The 23,931-nt window shown below is 35.6% G+C and carries 24 protein-coding genes; 9 read left to right on the top strand and 15 right to left on the bottom strand.

Annotation, left to right across the window (positions count from 1 at the left end):
* Positions 1-6: 6 nt before the first annotated feature.
* Positions 7-546, bottom strand: coding sequence for a hypothetical protein (locus AB9K26_RS13895; protein WP_369973170.1), 540 nt, complete (start codon positions 544-546; stop codon positions 7-9).
* 50 nt (positions 547-596) lie between these two features.
* Positions 597-1,184 carry a T9SS type A sorting domain-containing protein gene (locus AB9K26_RS13900; protein ID WP_369973171.1) on the bottom strand — a complete coding sequence of 196 codons (588 nt, stop codon included), beginning with the start codon at positions 1,182-1,184 and terminating at the stop codon, positions 597-599.
* Between the two features lie 430 nt (positions 1,185-1,614).
* Here AB9K26_RS13900 and AB9K26_RS13905 point away from each other — a divergent pair, with 430 nt between their 5' ends.
* From AB9K26_RS13905 to AB9K26_RS13935, 7 genes are all read left to right on the top strand, one after another.
* Entirely contained in the window at positions 1,615-2,772 is a 1,158-nt protein-coding gene (locus AB9K26_RS13905; RefSeq protein ID WP_369973172.1) for a homogentisate 1,2-dioxygenase, read from the top strand.
* 142 nt (positions 2,773-2,914) lie between these two features.
* On the top strand, positions 2,915-4,075 hold the full coding sequence (hppD, locus tag AB9K26_RS13910; RefSeq protein ID WP_369973173.1) for a 4-hydroxyphenylpyruvate dioxygenase: 1,161 nt from the start codon (positions 2,915-2,917) through the stop codon (positions 4,073-4,075).
* A 187-nt stretch (positions 4,076-4,262) separates the two neighbouring features.
* Complete coding sequence (locus AB9K26_RS13915) at positions 4,263-5,042, top strand: DUF3108 domain-containing protein (protein ID WP_369973174.1); 780 nt, start codon at positions 4,263-4,265, stop codon at positions 5,040-5,042.
* Positions 5,043-5,051: 9 nt separating this feature from the next.
* A complete protein-coding gene (locus AB9K26_RS13920) occupies positions 5,052-5,984 on the top strand; it encodes a tryptophan 2,3-dioxygenase family protein (protein WP_369973175.1) in 933 nt (310 codons plus the stop codon).
* A gap of 15 nt (positions 5,985-5,999) precedes the next feature.
* Entirely contained in the window at positions 6,000-7,286 is a 1,287-nt protein-coding gene (locus AB9K26_RS13925; RefSeq protein WP_369973176.1) for a peptidoglycan DD-metalloendopeptidase family protein, read from the top strand.
* Positions 7,286-8,932 (top strand): glucose-6-phosphate isomerase, encoded by a 1,647-nt coding sequence (pgi, locus tag AB9K26_RS13930; protein WP_369973177.1) that lies wholly within the window; start codon positions 7,286-7,288, stop codon positions 8,930-8,932. Before AB9K26_RS13925 ends, pgi begins: the two co-directional genes overlap by 1 nt.
* Positions 8,933-9,043: 111 nt before the next feature.
* Complete coding sequence (locus AB9K26_RS13935; RefSeq protein ID WP_369973178.1) at positions 9,044-11,590, top strand: TonB-dependent receptor domain-containing protein; 2,547 nt, start codon at positions 9,044-9,046, stop codon at positions 11,588-11,590.
* A 62-nt stretch (positions 11,591-11,652) separates the two neighbouring features.
* On the opposite strand, the gene gldD is transcribed toward AB9K26_RS13935, so the two are convergent.
* The 4 genes from gldD to mutY form a co-directional block, all read right to left on the bottom strand.
* Positions 11,653-12,228, bottom strand: coding sequence for a gliding motility lipoprotein GldD (gene gldD, locus AB9K26_RS13940; protein ID WP_369973179.1), 576 nt, complete (start codon positions 12,226-12,228; stop codon positions 11,653-11,655).
* Between the two features lie 6 nt (positions 12,229-12,234).
* A complete protein-coding gene (locus AB9K26_RS13945; protein ID WP_369973180.1) occupies positions 12,235-13,542 on the bottom strand; it encodes a gliding motility-associated protein GldE in 1,308 nt (435 codons plus the stop codon).
* Between the two features lie 18 nt (positions 13,543-13,560).
* Positions 13,561-13,995, bottom strand: coding sequence for a single-stranded DNA-binding protein (locus AB9K26_RS13950; RefSeq protein WP_369973181.1), 435 nt, complete (start codon positions 13,993-13,995; stop codon positions 13,561-13,563).
* Positions 13,996-14,071: 76 nt separating this feature from the next.
* On the bottom strand, positions 14,072-15,118 hold the full coding sequence (gene mutY / locus AB9K26_RS13955) for an A/G-specific adenine glycosylase (protein WP_369973182.1): 1,047 nt from the start codon (positions 15,116-15,118) through the stop codon (positions 14,072-14,074).
* Between the two features lie 134 nt (positions 15,119-15,252).
* Between mutY and AB9K26_RS13960 the strand changes: the two genes are divergently transcribed.
* Both AB9K26_RS13960 and AB9K26_RS13965 read left to right on the top strand, forming a co-directional pair.
* Entirely contained in the window at positions 15,253-15,543 is a 291-nt protein-coding gene (locus tag AB9K26_RS13960; RefSeq protein WP_369973183.1) for an HU family DNA-binding protein, read from the top strand.
* 313 nt (positions 15,544-15,856) lie between these two features.
* Positions 15,857-17,398, top strand: a complete 1,542-nt coding sequence (locus AB9K26_RS13965) for an Rne/Rng family ribonuclease (protein ID WP_369973184.1) — start codon at positions 15,857-15,859, stop codon at positions 17,396-17,398.
* A gap of 41 nt (positions 17,399-17,439) precedes the next feature.
* Here AB9K26_RS13965 and AB9K26_RS13970 read toward each other — a convergent pair whose 3' ends face one another.
* From AB9K26_RS13970 to AB9K26_RS14010, 9 genes are all read right to left on the bottom strand, one after another.
* A complete protein-coding gene (locus AB9K26_RS13970) occupies positions 17,440-17,883 on the bottom strand; it encodes a hypothetical protein (protein WP_369973185.1) in 444 nt (147 codons plus the stop codon).
* Positions 17,884-18,486: a DUF6705 family protein gene (locus tag AB9K26_RS13975; protein ID WP_369973186.1), complete on the bottom strand. Its 603-nt coding sequence runs from the start codon at positions 18,484-18,486 to the stop codon at positions 17,884-17,886.
* Between the two features lie 20 nt (positions 18,487-18,506).
* Positions 18,507-19,109: a DUF6705 family protein gene (locus AB9K26_RS13980; RefSeq protein WP_369973187.1), complete on the bottom strand. Its 603-nt coding sequence runs from the start codon at positions 19,107-19,109 to the stop codon at positions 18,507-18,509.
* A gap of 19 nt (positions 19,110-19,128) precedes the next feature.
* Entirely contained in the window at positions 19,129-19,734 is a 606-nt protein-coding gene (locus tag AB9K26_RS13985; RefSeq protein ID WP_369973188.1) for a DUF6705 family protein, read from the bottom strand.
* Positions 19,734-20,282 (bottom strand): hypothetical protein, encoded by a 549-nt coding sequence (locus AB9K26_RS13990; RefSeq protein WP_369973189.1) that lies wholly within the window; start codon positions 20,280-20,282, stop codon positions 19,734-19,736. The genes AB9K26_RS13985 and AB9K26_RS13990 overlap by 1 nt, the downstream gene beginning before the upstream one ends.
* A gap of 7 nt (positions 20,283-20,289) precedes the next feature.
* Positions 20,290-20,892 carry a DUF6705 family protein gene (locus AB9K26_RS13995; protein ID WP_369973190.1) on the bottom strand — a complete coding sequence of 201 codons (603 nt, stop codon included), beginning with the start codon at positions 20,890-20,892 and terminating at the stop codon, positions 20,290-20,292.
* 102 nt (positions 20,893-20,994) lie between these two features.
* Complete coding sequence (locus AB9K26_RS14000) at positions 20,995-22,032, bottom strand: aldo/keto reductase (RefSeq protein ID WP_369973191.1); 1,038 nt, start codon at positions 22,030-22,032, stop codon at positions 20,995-20,997.
* Positions 22,033-22,154: 122 nt separating this feature from the next.
* Positions 22,155-23,114 carry an OmpA family protein gene (locus AB9K26_RS14005; RefSeq protein ID WP_369973192.1) on the bottom strand — a complete coding sequence of 320 codons (960 nt, stop codon included), beginning with the start codon at positions 23,112-23,114 and terminating at the stop codon, positions 22,155-22,157.
* An 18-nt stretch (positions 23,115-23,132) separates the two neighbouring features.
* Positions 23,133-23,894, bottom strand: coding sequence for an exodeoxyribonuclease III (locus AB9K26_RS14010; RefSeq protein WP_369973193.1), 762 nt, complete (start codon positions 23,892-23,894; stop codon positions 23,133-23,135).
* Positions 23,895-23,931: the final 37 nt, after the last annotated feature.

Consider the following 23,931-nt stretch of genomic DNA (forward strand, 5'->3'; position numbering starts at 1 on the left):
ACTTATTTATTGAAAATTAACAGATACGATAATTTCGCTTCCTTCAACTCTTGAAGGATAATCCCCTGGAATCAAAGTTACTCCATTGGTGATATAGATGTTTTCGTCGTCATCCACATTAAAGATAGCAAAATCTTCTAAGGTATTGCCATCGAGACCTACTAACTCAATTGGAAAATAAAAGTCCACGATTTTATCTCCTTTGTTTATAAGACCTGCAACGGTGGTTCTTTCTTCAATTTGGTCTACATTCGAGAGACTTATAGTTTTAACCACAGCTCCGTTATAGTTGTCTACACAATGCACTTGCCATTCTGGATCAGTAAAGCAAAACCAAAATCCTCTTTCACAATCATATTTTGGTCTCTTAAATCGAAATGAACTGAATTGGTAATGTAGTACCGCATGACTATTAGGCGGACACTCAGGTAGTCTCGCACTGGTTTGACTTGAATTTTCGTTGACAGGTATGATTTCCTCATTATTGTCCTTTGAACAGGATAAAGAAAGAAAAGCCACACATAAAAAAGCAATATAAATTTTCATGATTTCTAAATTTTGAACTTATAAGCCTAGCCTATAAGCTGGTTAGTGATTTAATTTTTGATTATTTTTTGTGAGAATTTCTGGTTATCCTCTTCATAGGTTACCAAATACATTCCATCAGGATAAGCCGAAAGATCAATGACATACCCTTTATCAGACTTTTGAATGACGGCATTTTTAAGAGGTCTTCCGTCAACTAAAGAAATCAAGGAGATTTTTCTCTCTAGATTATCCTTTTTTGTTTTAAGTGTGAATAATCCTTTGCTTGGGTTTGGAAACACCAATGCTATGTCTTGACCTTCAAATGTAGGAGCATCACCCAATAACTCTAGTGGCATAAATAGGTTGTCCATAGACATGCCTTCATCGGCAAGACGTTCACTGTTACAACCTTGAGACTGTAAGGTTAATGTTAGTTGTCCTCCTATGACTTGTCCGTTCTCGTCACAAAGGTTTGCGGTTCCTACAACTGTAACGCAGATTTTTGAAAAGTCAAAACCTTGTTCTTCTCCTTCTTGGCTATAACCTATTGATCCACTAGCTGAAATACTTAAGATTCTAACATTGCAAATACTAACTCCTTGAGCATTTAAATGAACACCTATTAATAAAATAAGTACTGTAATAATGTTTTTCATAATTCTTGAATTTAACTGAAAATAGTTTTCAGGTTGATTAATACTGTAAGAAGTTCTTTAATCGTCAAGAAGTCTGTTTAAGGAAGTCAAAAAAAACAAGTGCTCGTTTCTGTTGCAACATGCTATGCATTAACTCAAGGCGACTTCTTTGATACCTTTTATTGAATGCCTAGTTGAACAAACATAGAAAAAAAAATTTAAATATAGAAAATATTCTATATAATTTTTTGTTATTGTGTTTTAAGTCTTGATGAAATCCACGATATTTGTAAGCATGAATGTATTCTGGCAAAATATTTTACTACTATTAAAATCTCTTATCAAGAGAAATCCGGAATAAGCGCACATTGTTGTATCTTTATAACAAATGAAGAATTTTTAAAACACTTCATTTAAGACATTCAATTTTTTAATATTAAAATATAAAAGCATGCCTTTTTATCATAAGCTTGGGAAAATTCCTCATAAGCGACATATTCAATTTAGAAAAGATGATGGCAATTTGTATTACGAACAGTTGTTTGGAACCATAGGTTTTGATGGAATGTCAACCAATTCCTATCACGAACAACGTCCAACACAAGTAAAAGCCATTAAGCGACAATACAGTGTGGCACCAAAAATAGCGAAGGCAAATAGTCTTCAGTCCTATCGTTTCAAAGGGTTTCAAGTCAAACCCGAAAATGATTACTTAGACAGTAGAAAAGCAGTCTTAACCAATAGTGACTGCACCATTATTTTAGCAGCACCTAAACAATCTACATCAGAGTATTTCTATAAAAATGCCGATGCAGATGAACTGATTTTTGTTCATAAAGGAACAGGTAAACTCAGAACCCATTTAGGAAACTTAGATTTTAAATATGGTGATTACCTACTCATCCCTCGTGGCATTATCTATAAAATAGATTTTGATACGGAAGACAATCGATTGTTCATAGTCGAATCGCGACGACCAATTTACACGCCAAAGCGCTACAGAAATTGGTTCGGACAATTATTGGAACACTCGCCTTTCTGCGAAAGGGATATACGTCAGCCTCATGAACTGGAGACCTATAATGAATCAGGTGAATTTTTAATGAAAGTCAAACGCAAGGATGAAATCTTTGATATGGTCTATGCCTCGCATCCTTTTGATGTAGTAGGCTATGATGGCTACAATTATCCCTATGCGTTTTCAATCCATGATTTTGAGCCAATAACTGGACGCATTCATCAACCACCTCCAGTACATCAAACCTTTGAAACCGATGCATTTGTAGTGTGTAGTTTCGTGCCTCGACTATACGATTACCATCCAGAGGGTATTCCAGCACCATATAACCATAGTAATATTGATAGTGATGAGGTGTTGTACTATGTCGATGGAGATTTTATGAGTCGGAATGATATTGAGGCTGGGCACATTTCATTGCATCCAGCTGGGATTCCTCATGGGCCGCATCCTGGAGCAACCGAACGTAGTATCGGTAAAGTTGACACAGAAGAGTTGGCGGTTATGGTAGATACCTTTAAACCTTTACAAATCACTGAAGAGGCATTAAAAATAGCCGATGAAGATTATTATAAATCTTGGTTGGAATAAATTAATCATTAGGAGCTATTCCTGCTTTCCGCTGTATCTTTTTGCTACACAAAAAGGATGCCGCTGCAATCAGGGCTAGAATAAAACACAACACAATCGTTATTAATAAGCATAGTAACGATAACAATAAAACAAAGATATTATGGCAAAAGAAGTTAAAAGTGTCGATTACGGATTAGAAAAAATATTTGAAGGCGCCGAAGATTTTCTTCCGCTTTTAGGTACAGATTATGTAGAGTTTTACGTTGGAAACGCAAAACAGTCTGCACATTTTTATAAAACAGCATTCGGATTTCAATCCTATGCTTACAAAGGATTGGAAACAGGATCTAAAAACGAGGTGAGCTATGTTCTTAAGCAAGATAAAATAAGATTGGTACTTACCACACCGTTAAATAGTAAATCGTCTATAAATGATCATATAGTCAAACATGGTGATGGTGTCAAGGTGGTGGCGCTTTGGGTAGATGATGCTCGTAAATCCTTCGAGGAAACTACTAAACGTGGTGCTAAGGTTTACATGGAGCCAACAGTTGAAAAGGACGAATATGGTGAAGTTGTTAGAGCAGGAATTTACACCTATGGTGAAACGGTTCATATGTTTGTAGAACGCAAAAACTACAATGGCAAGTTTTTACCTGGATTTATACCTTGGGAATCAGACTACAACCCAAAACCTGTTGGTCTAAAATATATTGACCACATGGTAGGAAATGTTGGTTGGGGACAAATGAACAAATGGGTAAAGTGGTATGAAGATGTTATGGGATTCGTTAACTTCCTTTCATTTGATGATAAGCAAATCCATACCGAATATTCAGCACTTATGAGTAAGGTGATGAGTAATGGTAATGGTCGGATCAAGTTCCCAATTAATGAGCCAGCAAAAGCAGCAAAGAAATCTCAAATTGAAGAATATCTCGATTTTTACGAAGGCGAAGGAGTACAGCACATTGCTGTAGCCACTGATGATATTATTGAAACAGTATCTCAGTTGAAGGCAAGAGGTGTCGAATTTTTACCGCCTCCTCCTCAAGCGTATTACGATATGATACCTGAACGCTTAGGAGAACATCAAGACATGATGAAAGAAGATATCAATAAACTTCAAGAGCTGTCTATTTTGGTAGATGCAGATGAAGAAGGTTATTTATTGCAAATCTTCACAAAACCAGTAGAAGATCGACCAACCTTATTCTTTGAAATTATACAACGAATGGGAGCAAAAGGTTTTGGAGCTGGTAATTTTAAGGCACTTTTTGAGTCTATTGAGCGAGAACAGGCCAAACGAGGCACCTTATAAAATGTTTAAAACAAATCAAAGACCTGCGCAAATGTGCAGGTCTTTTTTTGTAAAACGCTAACATAACTATAACAGTAGTATTAATCGATGTTTCGACTTTTTTTTTATTTTTGGAATAGTAATTGTAATTCTTCCTTTTAAATAATAAAAAGTGACCCTTATAGTTACATTACAATACTGAATGAATATGAAAAATTTAATACTCATTATAGGATTAATTGTTGGTATGAGTTTTCCGCAAGGACAAGAACAAACAGCATACCAAGAGGGAGAATGGTTTCGATTTGAAATGAGCTATAGTAATTTCCTGAAAGCTGGAAATGCTACTTTGGAGGTCAAGGAATCTGTACTTGATGGAAAACCGGTTTACCACGTTGTAGGTAAAGGTTGGACAACAGGTGCGATCAAGTGGTTTTTTAAAGTAAGAGATCGCTATGAAAGCTACATCGATAAAGAAACAGGGATGCCATACAAGTTCATTAGAAAAATTAATGAAGGTGGACATACCAAGGATATCGAAATTGATTTTGATCATGAAAAGCGCCAAGCTTTCGTTGATGATAAAAAGCACAAAACCCAAAAAACCATTGCTACCGAAAAGGATGTTCAAGATATGGTCTCAGCATTTTATTATTTAAGAAATAACTACGATACAGATAACATTAGAGAAGGAGAAGTGGTGACGCTAAACATGTTTTTTGATGAAGAAAACTATAACTTCAGATTGAAGTTTTTAGGAAGGGAAACCATTGATACAGAATTTGGAAAAGTTAAAACCCTTAAATTTAGACCATACGTTATGGCTGGTCGTGTGTTTAAAGAGCAAGAAAGTTTGACGCTTTGGGTAAGTGCAGATGACAATAAAATTCCCTTAAAGATCAAGGCAGATTTGGCCGTTGGTTCTCTTCAAGCCAACTTGGAGGCTTTCAAAGGGTTGAAACATTCATTCCAAGTACAATTTGACTAGCTTATAAATATGGACGATTTGCATAAATTTGACGATATCGTCAAACAATTACAACAAAAATATATTGCAATAGATCAAGATACCGATGATCACTTATATGGCTTACTTTACAGTAAGCCTATTACATATTGGGACTATATTCAAACCGATGCTTTATTAAGCCTTCAGGTTCAAAGAACAACATTGCCTGATGAGATGGTGTTTATTGCCTATCATCAAATCAATGAACTTATTTTTAAGATGATTCTTTGGGAGATTCAACAAGTGGCAGAAAAAGAAGAGTTGAATGTGAGCTTTTTTGAAAGTAAAATCATGCGTGTCAGTCGCTATTTTGATATGCTCACAACGTCATTCAATATCATGAGAGAAGGTATGGAAGTTGAGCAATACATGAAATTTCGATATACCTTAACACCTGCAAGTGGATTCCAAAGTGCACAATATCGCATGATTGAGTTCGCATCAACCGAATTGATCAACTTGATTGATTTCAGATTTAGGGCAACCATCGACCGAAATACACCTTTTGAACACGCCTTTGAGCACTTGTATTGGCAAGCTGCTGGTAAAGATTATAAAACAGGTAAAAAATCAACACTTTTAACTAATTTTGAAAAACGTTATAAAGGCGATTTTATCCGATTCATGCAAACCTATAATACCAAGAATTTGTGGTCGAGGTTTAAGGAGTTACCAGAAAAAGATCAAAAGGACGAAGATTTGGTCAAAGCCATGAGGCATTACGATTACACAGTAAACATAACTTGGGTAATGGCACATTATAATGCTGCGAGGCATTATATTGAAAGCGGTTTGGGAGATGGTGAGGCTACTGGAGGAAGTGATTGGAAAAAATACATGCATCCAAAGTATCAAAAACGGATATTTTTTCCAGAGCTTTGGAGCGAAGAGGAACTAAAAAATTGGGGAGAGAACTTATAATATCTAAATTGATTAATGCAACCAAAAAAATTATTAATAGCAGTTTTTGTTTGTCTGGGTATATGGTCTTGTAAAGAGAAAGAAAAAGTTGAAATTAAAGACTTACAAACAGTTGTTGAGCTAGAACCTGTCAAGGAATTTGGGTTTGTGCTTGAAGATTATATCGTTAAAAAAGATACCATTAAAAAAGGAGATAGTTTTGGTGAAATCCTTGAGCGCAATCATATAGGTTATCCTAGAATTTTCAACATTGCCGAAAAGGCCAAAGATTCCTTTGACATCAGAAAACTGCAAGTTGGTAAGCCTTACACCTTATTGTGCAATAACGATTCCTTGCAAACGCCAACCTGCTTTATTTACCAACCTAATAGCATTGACTATGTCGTTATAAAATTTGCCGATTCTATTGAAGCTTACAAAGGGAAAAAACCAATTTCCATTGTGCAAAAAGAGGCGTCAGGAATCGTTATGAACAACTTATCGGAAACCATGGAATCCCAAGGCTTGCCGTATTCGCTTATCAATGACATGTCTGATATTTATGCCTGGACGATTGATTTCTTTAGACTTCAAAAAGGCGATCGATTCAAGATTGTATACAAACAACGCTTTATTGAGGATTCGATTTACGCTGGCATAGAAAGTATTGATGCGGCCTATTTCCAACATCGTGATGAATCATTTTATGCCTTCAATTTTATGGTCGATAGCACTAAAAACATTGCCGATTATTTTGATGAAAACACCAAAAGCTTAAGGCGTACATTTTTAAAGGCACCTGTGAAGTTTAGTAGAATTTCATCACGCTATAACCTCAACCGAAGAATCGCCTATTACGGTTATAAACTGAGACCTCATAAAGGAACTGATTTTGCGGCTCCTATTGGAACTGAAATTCTTGCCACAGCCAATGGAACGGTTACAGAATCGACACGACGAGGAGGTAACGGAAAATATGTAAAGATTAAACATAATGCTACATATAGTACGCAATACCTTCACATGAAAGCGCAAAATGTAAGAAAAGGGGATTATGTAAAACAAGGAGATGTGATTGGATGGGTTGGAATGACTGGTAATACAGGTGGTCCACATGTCTGTTATCGCTTTTGGAAAAATGGCAAACAAGTCGATCCGTTCAAACAAAAACTCCCAGCTGCTGAATCGATTCCAGATTCACTCAAGTCAAAATATCTTGAATTTATCAAACCTTTGAAAAATCAGTTGGATAATATTCAATTTGAAGATACTAAAATAGAACTTCCAACGGAAGACAATGTGTTAACCTCAGAAATCCAATAATGGCATTAAAAACCATCAACCCAACTACTACTGAAGCATGGCAAAAACTTCAGCAACATTTTTCAACAGTAAAAAACATACATCTTAAAAATCTCTTTGAAGACGATAAAGATCGTGCTAAGGAACTTTCTGTTCAATGGGAAGATTTTTTTGTTGATTATTCAAAACATCGCATCACTAAGGAAACTTTGAAGCTTCTTTTTCAGTTGGCGAATGAAGTCGATTTAAAAGATGCTATGACAAAGTATTTTGAAGGTGATGAAATCAATCAGACTGAAGGACGAGCTGTATTGCATACCGCTTTGAGAAATTCAAAAGATGCCCAAGTCATGGTTGATGGGCAAGACGTCATGCCTGAAGTTGATGGTGTAAAGACAAAAATAAAGAGCTTTTCAGACCGTGTCATTAATGGTGAATTCAATACCTATTCTGGTCAAGCTTTTACAGATATTGTAAATATTGGAATTGGTGGTTCCGATTTGGGGCCAGCTATGGTGGTGGATGCTTTGGCTTATTATTCTAATCATCTTAAAACCCACTTTGTAAGCAATGTGGATGGTGACCATGTCAATGAAGTCATTAAAAAACTAAATCCAGAAACGACATTATTTGTCATCGTTTCCAAAACATTTACAACACAGGAAACGTTGTCTAATGCAACAACCATTAGAGAATGGTTTTTAAAACATGCGCCATCGGAAGCCGTGTCCAAACATTTTGTTGCGGTATCAACGAACATTGAGAAAGTTAAAGACTTTGGGATTGATGAAGCCAATATTTTTCCAATGTGGAATTGGGTTGGAGGCCGATTTTCGCTTTGGAGCGCTGTTGGACTTTCTATAAGCTTAGCAGTTGGTTTTGAAAATTTTGAAAGTTTATTGTTGGGCGCTCATAAAATGGACGAGCATTTCAAAAACGAGCCGTTCGAAAGAAATATTCCCGTCATTACTGCTTTACTAAGCGTTTGGTACAATAATTTTTTCAATGCTGAAAGTGAAGCGGTCATTGCGTATTCGCAATACTTAAATCAATTTGCGACCTATTTGCAGCAAGGCATCATGGAAAGCAATGGTAAAAGTATCGATAGAAATGGAGATCCAATCAATTACCAAACAGGCACCATTATTTGGGGTGAACCTGGAACAAATTCACAACATGCCTTTTTCCAGTTGATTCATCAAGGTACGAAATTAATTCCTGCGGAGTTTATCGGATTTGCTAAGGCATTACACGGTAATCAAGACCATCAAGATAAGTTAATGTCTAATTTTTTAGCTCAGACAGAAGCCTTAATGAATGGCAAACCTGAAGCAGTAGTCATTTCCGAACTAAAAGCTCAAGGTCTTTCAGAAGAAGCCATAAAAAAATTGACACCTTTCAAGGTTTTTGAAGGCAATAAGCCAACCACAACTATCCTCATAAAAAAATTGACACCAGAAAGCCTTGGGAAGTTGATTGCTATGTACGAACATAAAATCTTTGTTCAAGGGATTGTTTGGAATATTTTTAGTTATGACCAATTTGGAGTTGAACTCGGAAAACAACTGGCAAATACCATTTTGAAAGAGTTAAATTCTGATTCTGAGTCTAATGCGCACGATGCTTCAACACAACAATTATTGGAGTATTATAAAAAGGTTAAATAAGCAGTAAAAGTTTAGTAAAAAACTTTACCCATATTTTCCAATTCATTAACATTAACATAAAGTTTTTATCGTCATATCGAAGTTAATTTGCACAAATTAAATTCTATTATGATGAAAAAAATTACTCAAATTTTATGTTTTGTGGCATTATGCATTACTACAACAGTAATGGCACAAACTACTCTTAAAGGTGTTGTAGTAGCTGATGGATTTCCCCTTCCTGGAGCAAACATTATTGAAAAAGGCACGTCAAATGGTGTTAGTACAGATATTGACGGGAATTTCACTTTAGAAACAATAAAAGAAAACGGTACGATTGTTATTTCTTATGTTGGTTATACAAGTCTTTCATTAACCTTTAGCGGATCTAAAGATTTTGGAACACTTACATTAGTAGCCGATAATACTTTAGAGGAAATAGTAATTGTTGGGTCTGGTGTTATTGATTTAGCTGAAGATAGAAAGACTCCAGTTGCAGTATCAACCATTAGAAGAGGAGAGATTCAAGAAAGAGCTGGTAACTGGGATTTACCAGAGGTATTGAAATCAACACCATCGGTTCAGAATATTAAGGCTGGAGGATTTGGTGACGGACAAATGTTTTTAAGAGGTTTTGACCAAACCAATACAGCATTTTTATTAAACGGACAACCAATTAATGGTATGGAAGACGGTAGAATGTACTGGTCAAACTGGTCTGGAGTTTTAGATGTCGCTAATGCAATCCAAGTTCAGCGTGGTTTAGGATCTTCTAAATTGGCCATTTCTTCTGTTGGTGGAACCGTTAACATAGTAACCAAAACAATCGATAGTAAAAAAGGAGGTTTTTTCCAACAGATGGTTGCTAATGATGATTATATAAAAACAACAGCTTACTACTCAACAGGAGTAAATAGTAAAGGATGGTCATTTGCTGCTATGTTGGGGCACTGGCAAGGAGATGGTTATGTTAATTATACACATGGCCAAGGACAAACTTATTTTTTATCAGTTGGATACCAACCAAATGATTCACATGCATTCAACTTTTTATTAACGGGTGCACCTCAGTGGCATGCTGCTGCTGGAAGTGGAACAATTCAAGACTTTTTAGATAACGGCAGAAAATATAATAGCTGGAACCAAGGCGATGTTAATAGTCCTAATACACTTGATGGACCAAGAGGTAAACGTTATCCAGGCGGACGAAATATATATCATAAACCTGTTGCCAACTTATCGTGGGATTGGAACATCAATGAGAAGTCTTCTTTGTCTTCTGTGTTATACGGATCTATCGGACGCGGTGCTTTTGCTTCTGAAAGTATTGGAAGTGATGGAAATGGGTATGTAAGAGGCTCATTTAATAACCACAATTGGTTTGGTTTGGTTTCTAATTATAATAATGAGCTCTCGGAAACTTTAAACTTAAATGTTGGAGCAGATATTCGTACTTATAACGGAATACATTTTAGAGGTGTTAATGAATTTGTTGGATCTACAACTTCTGTCGAAGTTACAAGTGGTTATTCAGGCACATATCAAATTACTGAAACCTTTGGAGGCATTAATCCATGGAATATGGTTTTCAATCCTAATACAGACCATGATCAACGTATGGATAGAGATTATGAAGAGGTCATTACCTATTATGGTATATTTGGTCAACTAGAATATTCTAAAGATAAAGTATCTGCATTTTTCCAAGGTGCATTGTCTAATCAAGATCATCAAAGAGAAGAGTTCTTCTTTACTCAAGAAGAAGGTGTGTCTGAAAAGTCTGAAAAGGTATCAAATATTGGTTACAATTTAAAAGCCGGAGCGTCTTATACAATTCAGGATCAGCATAAGGTGTTTGTTAATGCAGGCTTCTATTCTCGTCAACCATTTCATGATGATTTGTTTGTAAACACAAGAAATTCTAACGATTTAATTAAACCTGAAGTAGAAAACCAAACAATTACAGGTTTTGAAACGGGATATCAATTTGGAGGCAACAAAATATCGGCAAACTTAAATTTATACCATACTATTTGGGACAAAAGAACATTGTTGAGTGACAATGGTGAAGATCAAGAATCTCCAACTTACGAAGGATATCAAACACAAGGCGTTAAGCAAGTACACCAAGGTGTCGAATTGGAAGTGTTCACTAGACCTTTTGACAATTTAAAAGTAAATGGTTTCCTCTCTTTAGGTCAGTGGGAGTTTGCAGATAAGGCAACACAACGAACTTTTGATGGTGATGGTAACGAAATAGGAACCGCTACTGAGATTGATATTGATGGTTTTAAAGTTGGTGGTGCTGCTCAAGTGACTGCTGGAGCAAATTTTATCTATGAGTTTTTACCGAGATTCAGTGTAGATGGAACATGGAACTGGTATAATGATTTCTATTCTATTGGCTCCCTTGCTGAAGATCCAATTGCATTACCTTCTTACGATACTGTAGATGCAGGACTTAGCTATAAAATGTTATTAGGAAAAGATAGGAGCGACTCTTTACAATTCAGAGTTAATATCAATAACGTTTTTGATGAAGTGTATTTAGAATCAGTTTCTGGTAATACACCAAGATCTGCAAATCCTGAAGAAAACTATAAAGGAGTAAATACTAGTAATAATGGTCGTTTTGGCTATGGAAGAACTTGGAATGTAAGTCTAAGATATAACTTTTAAGTATAATTTGAGTTAGTTTTAAGTTGATTCGGAAAAGCCTTCCCAACTGTGGAAGGCTTTTTTTATTCCTTCCATTCAATGGTTTCCATAATATGCTTGATGTCGTTTTTGAGATAGACAGCTGCAGGATAAATAGAATCGTAATTCGGTTTGGTATAAAAGTATAAGGAGCCACTTAAAAAATGATGGATGCTATCGGTTACATAAAATTGGGACTGTGATGCGGCATTGCCACCAACTTCATAAAACATCCCATAGACTTTTTGTTTTGGATTTTCATAAACACGACTATCAATTTCATCCGCTTTTATGGTATGCTTTTGTGTAAGATTTTGGGCGTCACGAAGCAGTTTGGTCAAATTGTCTTTTTCAACTTTTTTATAGGTAAGATAAATGGTTCCTTTAAGTTCTGGATAGTTGATATCCACACCATAAATATTATTGACACCGTCCAATTTGATTTTAGAGATAGGATCGGCAAATGCATTCTTTTCAAAAACAAAAGGTAAAGGAATATCAACTTTTTTGTATGTAGGATCAGGATATTCCAAACGCAACATGGCCTTTGGTTTCGGAACAGGATCGTTTCCACAGGCAAAACAAAACGTAAGCAATACTAAAGCAAAAAGGTTTTTCATATGTAGTTAATCCAGAATCGTAAATTTGATGTCTTTCAAGCGTTTTCTTTCTATAGCCTCAACAGTAAAAACGTAATTTTTAAAATTTATTTTACTTTTTAACCTTGGAAAAATTCCAGAGACTTCCAGAACAAACCCTGCAATGGTTTCTGCTTCACCTTTGTGGTCTTCAAAAACTGAAATGTCCTGCAAGTCCAATATTCGGTAAAAATCCTTTAACGTTGTTTTGCCTTCAAATACGAAATTCTTATCATCGATTTTGGTGTATATCACATTGTCATCATCAAACTCATCACTGATATCACCAACAATTTCTTCAATGATATCTTCAAGAGACACCACTCCAGAAGTGCCACCATATTCATCTACTACAACTGCCAAATGCACTTTCTTTTCTTGAAACTCAACCATCAAATCGTCTAATTTTTTGTTCTCAGGAACAAAGAAAGGATCACGAATTAAGCTGTTCCAATCGTATTGCTTTTTATCAATATGAGGTAAGAGGTCTTTTACATAAAGAACTCCGGTAACATTATCAATACTCTCTTTGTAAACAGGAATTCTAGAATAGCCATTTTGTATGATTTCAGGAATGATTTCTCCAAACTTTTGGGTTTCATTAAGCGCAAAAATATCCATTCGAGGCCGCATTACTTGTTTGGTGTCTGTATTTCCAAAAGAAACGATACCCTTTAAAATCTGATGCTCTTCAAAAGTGGTGTCACCTTCCGTTGTAAGTTCTAAGGCTTGAGATAACTGGTCGACACTCAAATTGGATTTTTGTTTTCCCAATCGGTTTTGAATTGTCAACGAAAAATATCGCATAGGTAAACTGATTGGCGAAAAGATAACATCAAGTACTTTTAAGGGTCTTGACATAAAAACAGCAAACTTGATATGGTTTCTGCTCGCATAGATCTTAGGCACAATTTCACCAAAAAGTAAAATCAAGAAGGTAATCACAACAACTTCCAACACGAAACGCAACCATGTTAATTCAATACTGTGAAATATCAGTTCTCCAATAAATGCAAATAAAATAACGATACCAATATTGATAAAATTATTAGCAACCAAAATGGTGGCCAATAGTTTTTTGGGACGCTCAAGAAGTTTAGATATTAACGAAAAAGCCTTTGGCTGCTCTTCCAAACCCGTATCAATATCTGATTTTGTAAGAGAAAAAAAGGCTACTTCAGCTCCAGATACCAAAGCCGAACAGAACAATAAGAGTAACAAAAGAATAAGGCCAGGAATTAAAGCCGTGTTTTCAGAAATTAACGCTATTATCAAACTCGAGGGTTCAGGATCCAAAGCAAAAAGAATTTAAAATTAAAATGGTAAATCGTCATGAACTTCATCTGAAGGCCCAGAAGGAGCAACTTGACCTGGTCCAGAATGAGGTGTAGAGTGGTCTTCTGGAGTTTCATTTTTATTTGATAAAAACGTAAAATCAGTACATTGAATCTCGGTGCTGTAACGATCATTCCCCTTATCATCTTGCCATTTTCTGGTTTTTAGACGTCCTTCAATATAAACTTTATCTCCTTTTGATAAGTATTTTTCACAAATCTCAGCTGCTTTGTTTCTTACTACGATATTGTGCCATTCTGTGTTGGTCACACGTTCATTGGTTTGCTTGTTGACATAAGTTTCATTGGTAGCGAGAGGAAATCGTCCTACACAATTTCTGTCATCAAAATAGTGCATTTTCACTTCATCTCCCAAGTGTCCAATTAGCATAACTTTATTCAGTGTTCCAGACATATATTTTAGGTTTAAGGCTACAAAATTAAACAATTTGTAACGGTATGATTAAATGTATGAAAAAATTGTGAGTTCTTTAAACTGGAAATTGGAATTGCTCAATGAAATTTCCTAAGACAATCGGTGTAGGATATTCTTTTAAGTCTGAAATTGGAACGCCTTCTTTTGGAAGATGGTCTACTTCTACAATCCAAAATCTAATATTTAGATGTTGATGTGACAACTTATGGACGATTGGTTCGGTATTGTATAAACTGAAATCGTAAATACTATTTTTGAAATAATCCTTGATTTGAGGGTAGTTTCTAAATGCTTTTACTGACAGTTTTTTTTCAGTTTCAATTAGAGGAAATTGATATAGGTTTTGCCAAATGCCTTTTTTTTGCCTTTGCTCAAAAATGACTTCCTTGGTTGGTGAATACACAACCAGAAAGTTGAAGTGTTTTTTTGTGACTTTGGTTTTTTTCAGTTTGATTGGTAATGTGCTAACCAATCCTTTTTTTAATGCCAAACAACTTTGACTCAAAGGGCATTCATGACAGTTTGGAGCACTTGGTTTGCATTGTGTGGCTCCAAATTCCATAAGGGCTTGGTTGTGGTCTCCAGGCTTATTGACATCAATTAATTCTGATGCCAAAGCTTTGTAATGCTTGATACCTTCAGTGGAATTAATTGGTATAGTAATTCCAAAATAGCGAGACAATACACGATACACATTGCCATCAACTACGGCTTCAGGTTCATGAAAGCAAATGGAAGCAATGGCACTAGCGGTATAGTCACCTACACCTTTGAGCTTGATGAGTTCTTTGTAAGTTGTTGGAAACACACCATTGAGCTCCTTGGCTATGTGTTTTGCTGAGGCGTGTAAATTTCGTGCTCTGGAATAGTAGCCTAGTCCTTGCCAAAGTTTTAATACCTCTTGTTCTGAGGCATCTGCCAGGTCAAAAACAGTTGGGAATCTCTTAACAAAAGCTTCATAATAAGGTAAGCCTTGTTTGATTTGGGTTTGCTGAAGAATGATTTCAGATAACCATATGTAGTAAGGGTTTTTTGTCTTTCGCCATGGCAGTTCTCGCTTATTTATTGAATACCAATGAGTTAAAACTTTGCTAAATTCCATTAAATTATTGTAATTGGCACAAAAATAACCCTTTATAAGGTTAAATTTTAATTAATTACGTTTGAAATATTGAAATTAAATTGCCTATATTTGCAACCCTTATAATTAATTAGATAACCCTAAAAAAAATAACAATGACAAAAGCTGATATCGTAGCTAGAATTTCTGATAGATTAGGAATGGAGAAAGGAGACGTCCAAGCAACAGTTGAAACATTCATGGAAGAGGTAAAATCTTCTTTAGAAAGTGGAGATAATGTATACTTAAGAGGTTTCGGAAGTTTTATCGTAAAGACAAGAGCTGAGAAAACAGGTCGTAATATTTCTAAAAACACAACAATTAAGATACCTGCTCACAATATACCTGCATTTAAACCTGCAAAAGTATTTGTAGAAGGTGTTAAGACCAAAGTAGAGGTCGAATAAGACATTAAAACAAACTATTAATTTAAAAAGACTTATTTATGCCAAGTGGTAAAAAAAGAAAAAGGCACAAGGTAGCGACGCATAAGCGTAAAAAAAGAAGACGCGCGAATCGTCACAAGAAAAAATAAATTGAAAAAGTAGTTTTTTAACTACTTTTTCAATTTTTAAAACAACGTTCTTTGATATAAAATTCATGATCTATTTTGCGCATACCTTCGTAAAACATGAGTTTGCTGGATTTAACAATCCTGTGTCAAAATAAAATAATATCCATCTGTTTTGAAACGATTCAAAATGGACTAAAATTAACAACATGGAAAAAGAATTGATTATAAGATCGAGTTCTGATATTGTTGATTTTGCCTTATTAAAAGATGGAAAACTTATCGAATTACACAAAGATGAAGATGACAACAACTTTTCGGTTGGCGATGTGTTTATTGCCAAGGTCAGAAAAGCGGTTCCAGGTCTTAACGCTGCATTTGTCAATGTAGGGTATGAAAAAGATGCGTTTTTGCATTACCACGATCTAGGACCACAGTTGCCTTCCCTTTTAAAATTCGTTAAGCGTGTAAGCACAGGTAGACATACCGATTTTTTACTGAGAAATTTTCAGTTTGAGAAAGATATCGACAAAAACGGAAGCATTGCCAACGTTTTAAAATCGAATCAATCTCTTTTAGTACAAATAGTAAAAGAGCCAATTTCAACCAAAGGACCTCGTATTAGTAGCGAGATTTCCATTGCTGGTCGTTATATTGTCTTGGTACCCTTTTCCGATCGTATTTCAATTTCACAAAAAATTGAATCGAAGGAAGAAAAAGAACGCTTAAAGCGTTTGGTACGCAGTATCACGCCTAAAGGTTTTGGTGTTATTATTCGTACAGTCGCAGAAGGCAAGAAAGTTGCCGAACTCGACCAAGATTTACAGAATTTGCTGAATCGATGGACAGCAATGTGTAAAAAACTAAGAAAAGCACAATTTCCAAGTAAGGTACTTAGCGAAATGAACAAAGCCTCTTCAATTTTGAGAGATATTTTTGACGATTCATTTTCGAGTATCGTTGTGGATGATGAAACGCTTTACGGACAAATTAAAGATTATGTGCATCAAATTGCACCTGCTAAGGAATCTATTGTAAAATTTTATAAAAATGGCGTGCCTGTTTTTGAAAAACATGGCATTGAGCGACAAATCAAAACCTCTTTTGGTCGAACAGTCTCTATGGCAAAAGGCGCTTATTTGGTGATTGAACATACCGAAGCCATGCATGTGATAGATGTCAATAGCGGAAATCGATCTAACAAAGAAAAAAATCAAGAGGACACTGCTTTGGAAGTCAATTTGATTTCGGCTTCTGAAATTGCCAGACAATTGCGATTACGTGATATGGGAGGCATTATCGTTGTCGATTTCATCGACATGGGAAAAGCAGAGAATCGAAAAAAATTGTACAATCATCTTCGTGATGAAATGAAAGATGATAAGGCAAAACACAAGATTTTGCCGCCTAGTAAGTTTGGTCTGGTACAAATTACCAGACAACGTGTTCGCCAAGAGCACAACATTAAAACCAAAGAAGAAAATCCGAATGCAGCTGGAGGAGAAATTGAAGCACCAATCAAGGTCATTCAAAAAATCACCCAAGAGCTGGAACGGCTTTTCAAGAAAGGCCATAAAAAGATGACGCTCAACGCACATCCGTTTATAGCCGCCTTTTTAACCAAAGGGTTTCCATCGGTACGTTCTAAGTGGTTTATAGAACACAAAAAATGGGTAAAGATTATACCCAGAGATGCTTACACATATCTTGAATATCATTTTTTTGACAAAGATGGTAAGGAAATCAAATAATATCAAAACCCCTTTTCGTTTTACGGAAAGGGGTTTTTGTTTTAATGAGTGTTGACGATTGACCAGCCTCTTTGTGTGCTCAAATAAATCAGCCTATATATAAAGTACTTTTTAGCTTTTTTTTGGATCAAAAATAAATGTTCCATGTCACTTAATAAATAATGCAACTCACAAGGATCCATCTTCGATAACTGTTCAGTAGTTGAAATATTGAGTTGTTTGAACTGGCTTTTAGAAATAGAGTCTTTTATTTCCTCAAAGCGGAGTAATTTAAAGTCGTCAGTAAAATTGTCTGTTTTGAAATTGTAAGTATTGACTTTAGTGTCATTTGGACTTTTTATAGTAAAACTGATTAATACTTCATTTTCTGAATCAATAATCGACATAAATTTATTGTATTCGATATAAATCGTATCATTTTTTTGAGCATTTACCTTTATGGCCAAAAATAATGTTATCGAGATTATTACTAAGATTTTTTTCATTTATAGTTTTGTTAAAGTATAAGTACTCAAAGGTATTCTTGTGTCACTTGGATAGCTATCATCATCTACGGCATAAGCACCAACTTGGATAAACGTAGCTATCAGCTGTTCTTCGTTTGAGTTATTTATATGGTGTCTAAAGATGATGCCTCCTGGAATGTAAGCACGTTCTGGGTCTGTAAAATAAACTTGTAGACGACGCTCAAAATCGCCACACTCCAAGCATTTAGGTATGTCATTTTTATTTAAAAGATTCATTCCAGCGATATAATGTTCATAACCAGTTATGTTTGGGTCATCTAATCTATTCAAGTAGTTTAAAATGATTTGATTATTTACTTCCATTTTATATTCCCCTATAATCAAATCTTCATAAGTATTATTAGTACTGTCATATACTTGCGCTTTCTTTTGTAGAGTCATAACTATCAAAGTATCATTATTTTGATAATGCCAAGTGCCTTCAAATTTGTTTAGGTCGTTACTTAAATCTTTATAGTAATTACCTTCAGGAAGGTCAAGATCGTATTCATATAAAGACGCAATTTGCGCTTTACATGATAAAGTTAAAATTGATAATAATATTAAAAATGTGTTTTTCATTATAGCTGCAGATCTAAATATCACTGTCTCGTTAAGGTATAGTATCCCGAAGGAACTCTAATATCAAAAGGTTGACCATCGGCTATACTGTAAGATCCTTGAGGTTCTGTTAAATAGGCAACGATTTTCTCAACGCCATTTTCAACAATATGCCTAAGAATGATATAATTGGAAAAGTGTTTTCTATCGGGTGCAGGATCATTAAAAAACATTTGAACACGTCTTTCTGAGGTTGGACAGTCCTCACAGCTTGGGTATGCCAATTTTTTATAGAATGATGAAAATGAAATGTAGTGCTGAGCGTCATTAATATTTGGGTTAGTAAGTCTTGGGAGAAAATCCATGATTTCTACACCGTTTTCTACATATTTATATTCTCCAATTAGCTCATCTTGATACCATTCTCCATTGAATATTTGTTCTTTTTGTATAAATTTCAATACCAATTGGGTGTCTCCATTTTGAAATACCCATGTCCCTACATATTTATCAAATTCATTATCTAAATCTTTGTAATAGGCATTCTCTTGAAATGCACCTGAACCTTTGAGAGGAAGTACAGGATTTTGTGCTTTACTTGATATAGTTAAAATTGATATTAATATTAAAAATGTGTTTTTCATTATAGCTACAGTTTAAATATTACTGCCTCATTAAAGTATAGTATCCCGAAGGGACTCTAATATCAAAAGGTTGACCGTCGGCTATACTATAGGAACCTTGAGGTCCTGTTAAGTAGGCAACGATTTTCTCGACGCCATTTTCGACAATATGCCTAAGAATGATGTAATTGGAAAAGTGTTTTCTATCAGGTGCAGGATCTCTGAAATGCATTTGTAATCTTCTTTCAGTTACAGAACAATCCTCACAGCTTGGGTGTTCCATTTTTTTGTAAAAAGATGAAAACCTGACATAATGTTGACCATCATTAACATTGGGATCAGTTAGCCTAGGTAGGAAATTCATGATTTCTGTACCGTTTTCAATATATTTATACTCACCTAATAATGAGTCTTTATACCAAGAACCATTGAATGTTTGCTCCTTTTTGATAAAGCTCAATACCAATTCAGTATTTCCATTTTGATGTACCCAAGTCCCAACATATTTATCCAATTCATTATCTAGGTCTTTATAGTAGGCACCATCTTGATAAATCCCAGGATTTTTTAAGGATAATACAGGAGTTTGCGCTTTACAAGAGTATATGGTAAAAACTAATATGGATATTCTAAATATGTATTTCATTATTTATTTGCTTTAATTTCATAGCTGCCATCTCCAAAGATGTTTAATAAAATACCACCATGTAAATTGTAAGTTTCATCCCTAAAGTTTGGATCATCAATAACCACATTGCCATCCTTATCCTTAGCTATAATACGTTCTATTTTATTAAGAAAAGGCTTGAGTTTGTTATCTAAAGCCGCTTTACTTTTTTCAGTAAATAGATGAGCGTCATCAAACATGTCAAGCTCTATGAATAGCAATACTAACTTGCCATTTACACAAGTATAATATGGTGGATATCTTTGGTCATCTAATGAAACATATTGGTCTTTGATTCTATAGCTATGTTTGATATCACTTTCTTTAGCAAGTCTATCGTAATACAATATTCTTACATCAACATAACCCATCTGAGTAAACTTTGGATTTGAACCTTTGGTGTCATTAATAAAATGTTCAATACCTGAAATCAAGGATTCATTAGTTAATTCTATTTCTAGAATAGCTGCCTTCTGCGCAAAGACACAAGAAGATGTTATGAACAGACTTAAAAAAAAGTTTTTCATCACTTTTTTATTTCTTTAATAAAGTATACCTACCCATAGGCACGGTTGAATCATCGGGAAGACCAGTTGGTTGTATATAAGATCCCGATAAAAACAAATCCATTTCTATTTGCTCAATAGCATTTATGGTCTTGTGTCTTAAAACACATGCTAAAGGCAGGTATGGTAGGGTGGGATCATTAAAATTCAAATACAACCTTCTTTCACCTTGTTCACAAGTGTCGCATGGAGGTTTGTGGTTGTTGAATAAAATAGTATTACCTGAAATGTAATGTGAATCGGGATCTGTTATAGAAGAGTCATTCAGTCTTATGAGATAATTTGCTAAAATTTGTCCGTTTTCTTCATAACGATATTCTCCAGCTAATATATCATATGAACTATTTCCAATGGTACTTTGCATATTTTCTTCTTTGATAAAAGTGACTGTTAGACTATTGTTTCCATCTTCCCATTTCCATGTTCCGACAAATTTATCTAAATCATTATCAACATCTTTATAATATGCACCATTGTCATCTTCTCCATAATATTCTGTTAATGGGATGATTTGCGACTTACAAGAGTAGATTGCTAAAAAGAAATATAAAACGATAATACCACGATTCATATTTTAAAGATAAACGTTACCCTTAACATTCAAAAAAGGTAATGAGTAAACGTTTCGTTTGAATGCGTCAACGATTTCAACTGAAACTATTGAAGGGCTATTTTATGGCGCAGGATTAGGCAATTCTGCATGAATGGCATCAATGGCTTTAAGCATCTCATCGCTTAAGCTAATGTTGATACTGTCAATGTTTTCTTCCAATTGTTCTAAAGAAGTAGCGCCAATGATATTACTGGTTACAAACGGTCTATCGGTTACAAAGGCCAATGCCATTTGGGCCAAACTTATATTGTGTTCTTCAGCGAGTTTCAGGTAACGTTTGGTCGCTTCCGTAGCTTTTTCGCTGCTGTAACGCGCAAAGCGAGGAAACAACTTTAATCGCGCATTATCTGCAGCAGTTCCTTTAATGTATTTTCCAGAGAGTACACCAAAAGCCATTGGTGAGTATGCTAGAAGTCCGATATCCTCACGCATGGCAATTTCAGCCATATCACCTTCAAACACACGATTAATTAAGGAATACGCATTTTGAATGGTAATCATGCGAGGCAAATTATGGGTTTTCGATTCTTCCAAATAACGCATCGTTCCCCAAGCTTTTTCGTTGGAAAGTCCGACATGACGTATTTTTCCAGACTTGATAATCTCGTCAAAGGTGTGGAGCACCTCATTAAAATTATCTTCCCAAGCATCGTTGGGATTGTGTTTGTAATCTCGTATACCGAATGTATTGGTTTGTCGCTCTGGCCAATGCAACTGATAGAGATCAATATAATCGGTCTTTAAACGCTTCAAACTGTTGTTAACGGCTTCGTTAAGTGCCTCTTTACTGAAACCATTGGTTCTGATATGTGCTGTGTAATCGCCTGGACCAGCAATTTTAGAAGCCAACACCACTTTATCTCTGTTACCCGTTTTCTCAAACCAATTTCCTATGATGCGTTCCGTATCGGCATAACGTTCGGCTGTCGCAGGAACAGGATACAGTTCGGCCGTATCAAAAAAGTTAATGCCTTTATCCAATGCTAGATCCATTTGAGCAAACCCTTCATCTTGGGTGTTTTGGTTTCCCCAAGTCATGGTGCCAAGGCATAGTTTACTGATTTTGATATCGGTTTTTGGAAGCGTTGTGTATTTCATATTGCGGTTTTGGTTTTAAGACGTGTAAAGATAAGAAGACCATTCAACTTATTAAAAGCGGAATGGCCTATAATGGTTTTAAATTTTATAAGATTCTGAATCAAGTTCAGAATGACGGTTCATTACATTTCATTCAGAAGTTTCGAAATCTCATCCAATTTTGGTGTGAGAATGACTTCTATTCGACGGTTTTTGGCTTTGCCTTCAGCAGTTTCATTACTCGCAATTGGCGCATATTCACCACGACCAGCAGCAGTAAGATTTTCTGGATTGATTGCTGAATTTTCCCTTAGAATATTCACAATGGCTGTGGCACGCTTGGTCGATAAATCCCAGTTGCCACTCAATTGTGCATTCCCCGTATAAGGTACATTGTCCGTATGACCTTCAATCAAAATGGCGATATCTGGATTGTCTGCCAAAACTTCTCCTAATTGCTTTACGGCTTGGCGACCTTGACTTCCAACGGCCCAGCTTCCCGATTCGAACAAGAGTTTGTTCTCCATAGACACATAGACTTTGCCGTTGCGTTGCTCAACCGTTAAGCCTTTGCCTTCAAAATTGGTCAATGCTTTTGAAATGGCATCTTTCAATCGGCTCATGGCAGCATCTTTTGAAGCAATAACATTCTCCAATTCTGCCACACGTTGCGAACGCGCTTCCAGTTCTTGTTTCAGTTTTTCCAGTCTCGCGTTCTCAGCTGCAAGGGCTTGTTCTTTAGCTTCTAATTGTGCCAAGAGCTCTCGGTTCTTTTTAGAGTTTTCAGCAATGGCAGCACTGCTGTTTTTTTCCAAGGCATCATAAGAAGCTTTCAGATTATCAAGGTTTGCTTTTGTGGCATCGTAATCACTTTGTAGCTTGTTGCGTTGCGCTAAAGTGGCTTCATAATCTTTTTGAAGTTTAGCCAACTCATTTTCAGTTTTGTTTAAGGCGGATTCCAAGTCTTGATTCGTGTCTGACAATCTTCGGTTTTCTTTTTTCAGGTTGGCATATTTGGATTCTAAATCCTCATAGATTTTTTTAGAAACACAAGAGGTAGTAAGTACAAGACTTAATGCTATTAATGACAATTTTTTGATCATAAAATTTAGTTTTTGGTTTTAATGGTCTATTTCTACTAAAATCGGACAATGGTCGCTGTGTACGGCTTCCGATAGGATAACGCTTCGTTTGATGTTTTCTTGTAAGGGTTCAGTTACCATGCCGTAATCCAATCGCCAACCTTTGTTATTGGCTCTGGCATTGGCACGATAGCTCCACCAAGTATATTCCTGGCGCTCAGGATGTAAATGTCTGTAAGAATCTATAAATCCGCTATTAATGAAATTGCCAAGCCACTCGCGCTCTTCAGGCAAAAATCCTGAAACACCTTTCATTTTCGGATTGTGGATGTCAATTTCCTCATGACAAATATTGTAATCTCCCAATACGACCATATTTGGAATTTCCGTTCTCAAATTATTGAGGTATTCATGAATCATATTCATGTATTCAAACTTATGCGCCAATCGTGCATCATTTGTTCCCGAAGGCAAGTACATACTCATCACTGAAAGTCCGTCGAAGTCGGCTCTCAGATTTCGGCCTTCATAATCCATAGAGTCTATTCCTGTGCCAAATTCAACATGATCAGGTTTGGTTTTGCTTAAAATGGCAACACCACTGTAACCCTTTTTTTGTGCGCTGAACCAATAGTGATGGTTGTAACCAATTTTTTCAAAGGCTTCAATATCCACTTGCTCTTCCATAGCCTTGATTTCCTGAAGGCAAACCACATCGGCATTGGTATTGCTCAACCAGTCTACAAGACCTTTATTCATTGCAGCTCTAACGCCATTGACGTTATAGGAGATGATTTTCATACTATAAAATTAAGATTTCAGCTAAAATAAATAATAC

It is taken from the genome of Psychroserpens sp. XS_ASV72 (assembly GCF_041224425.1).
In the GTDB taxonomy this organism is placed as follows: domain Bacteria; phylum Bacteroidota; class Bacteroidia; order Flavobacteriales; family Flavobacteriaceae; genus Psychroserpens.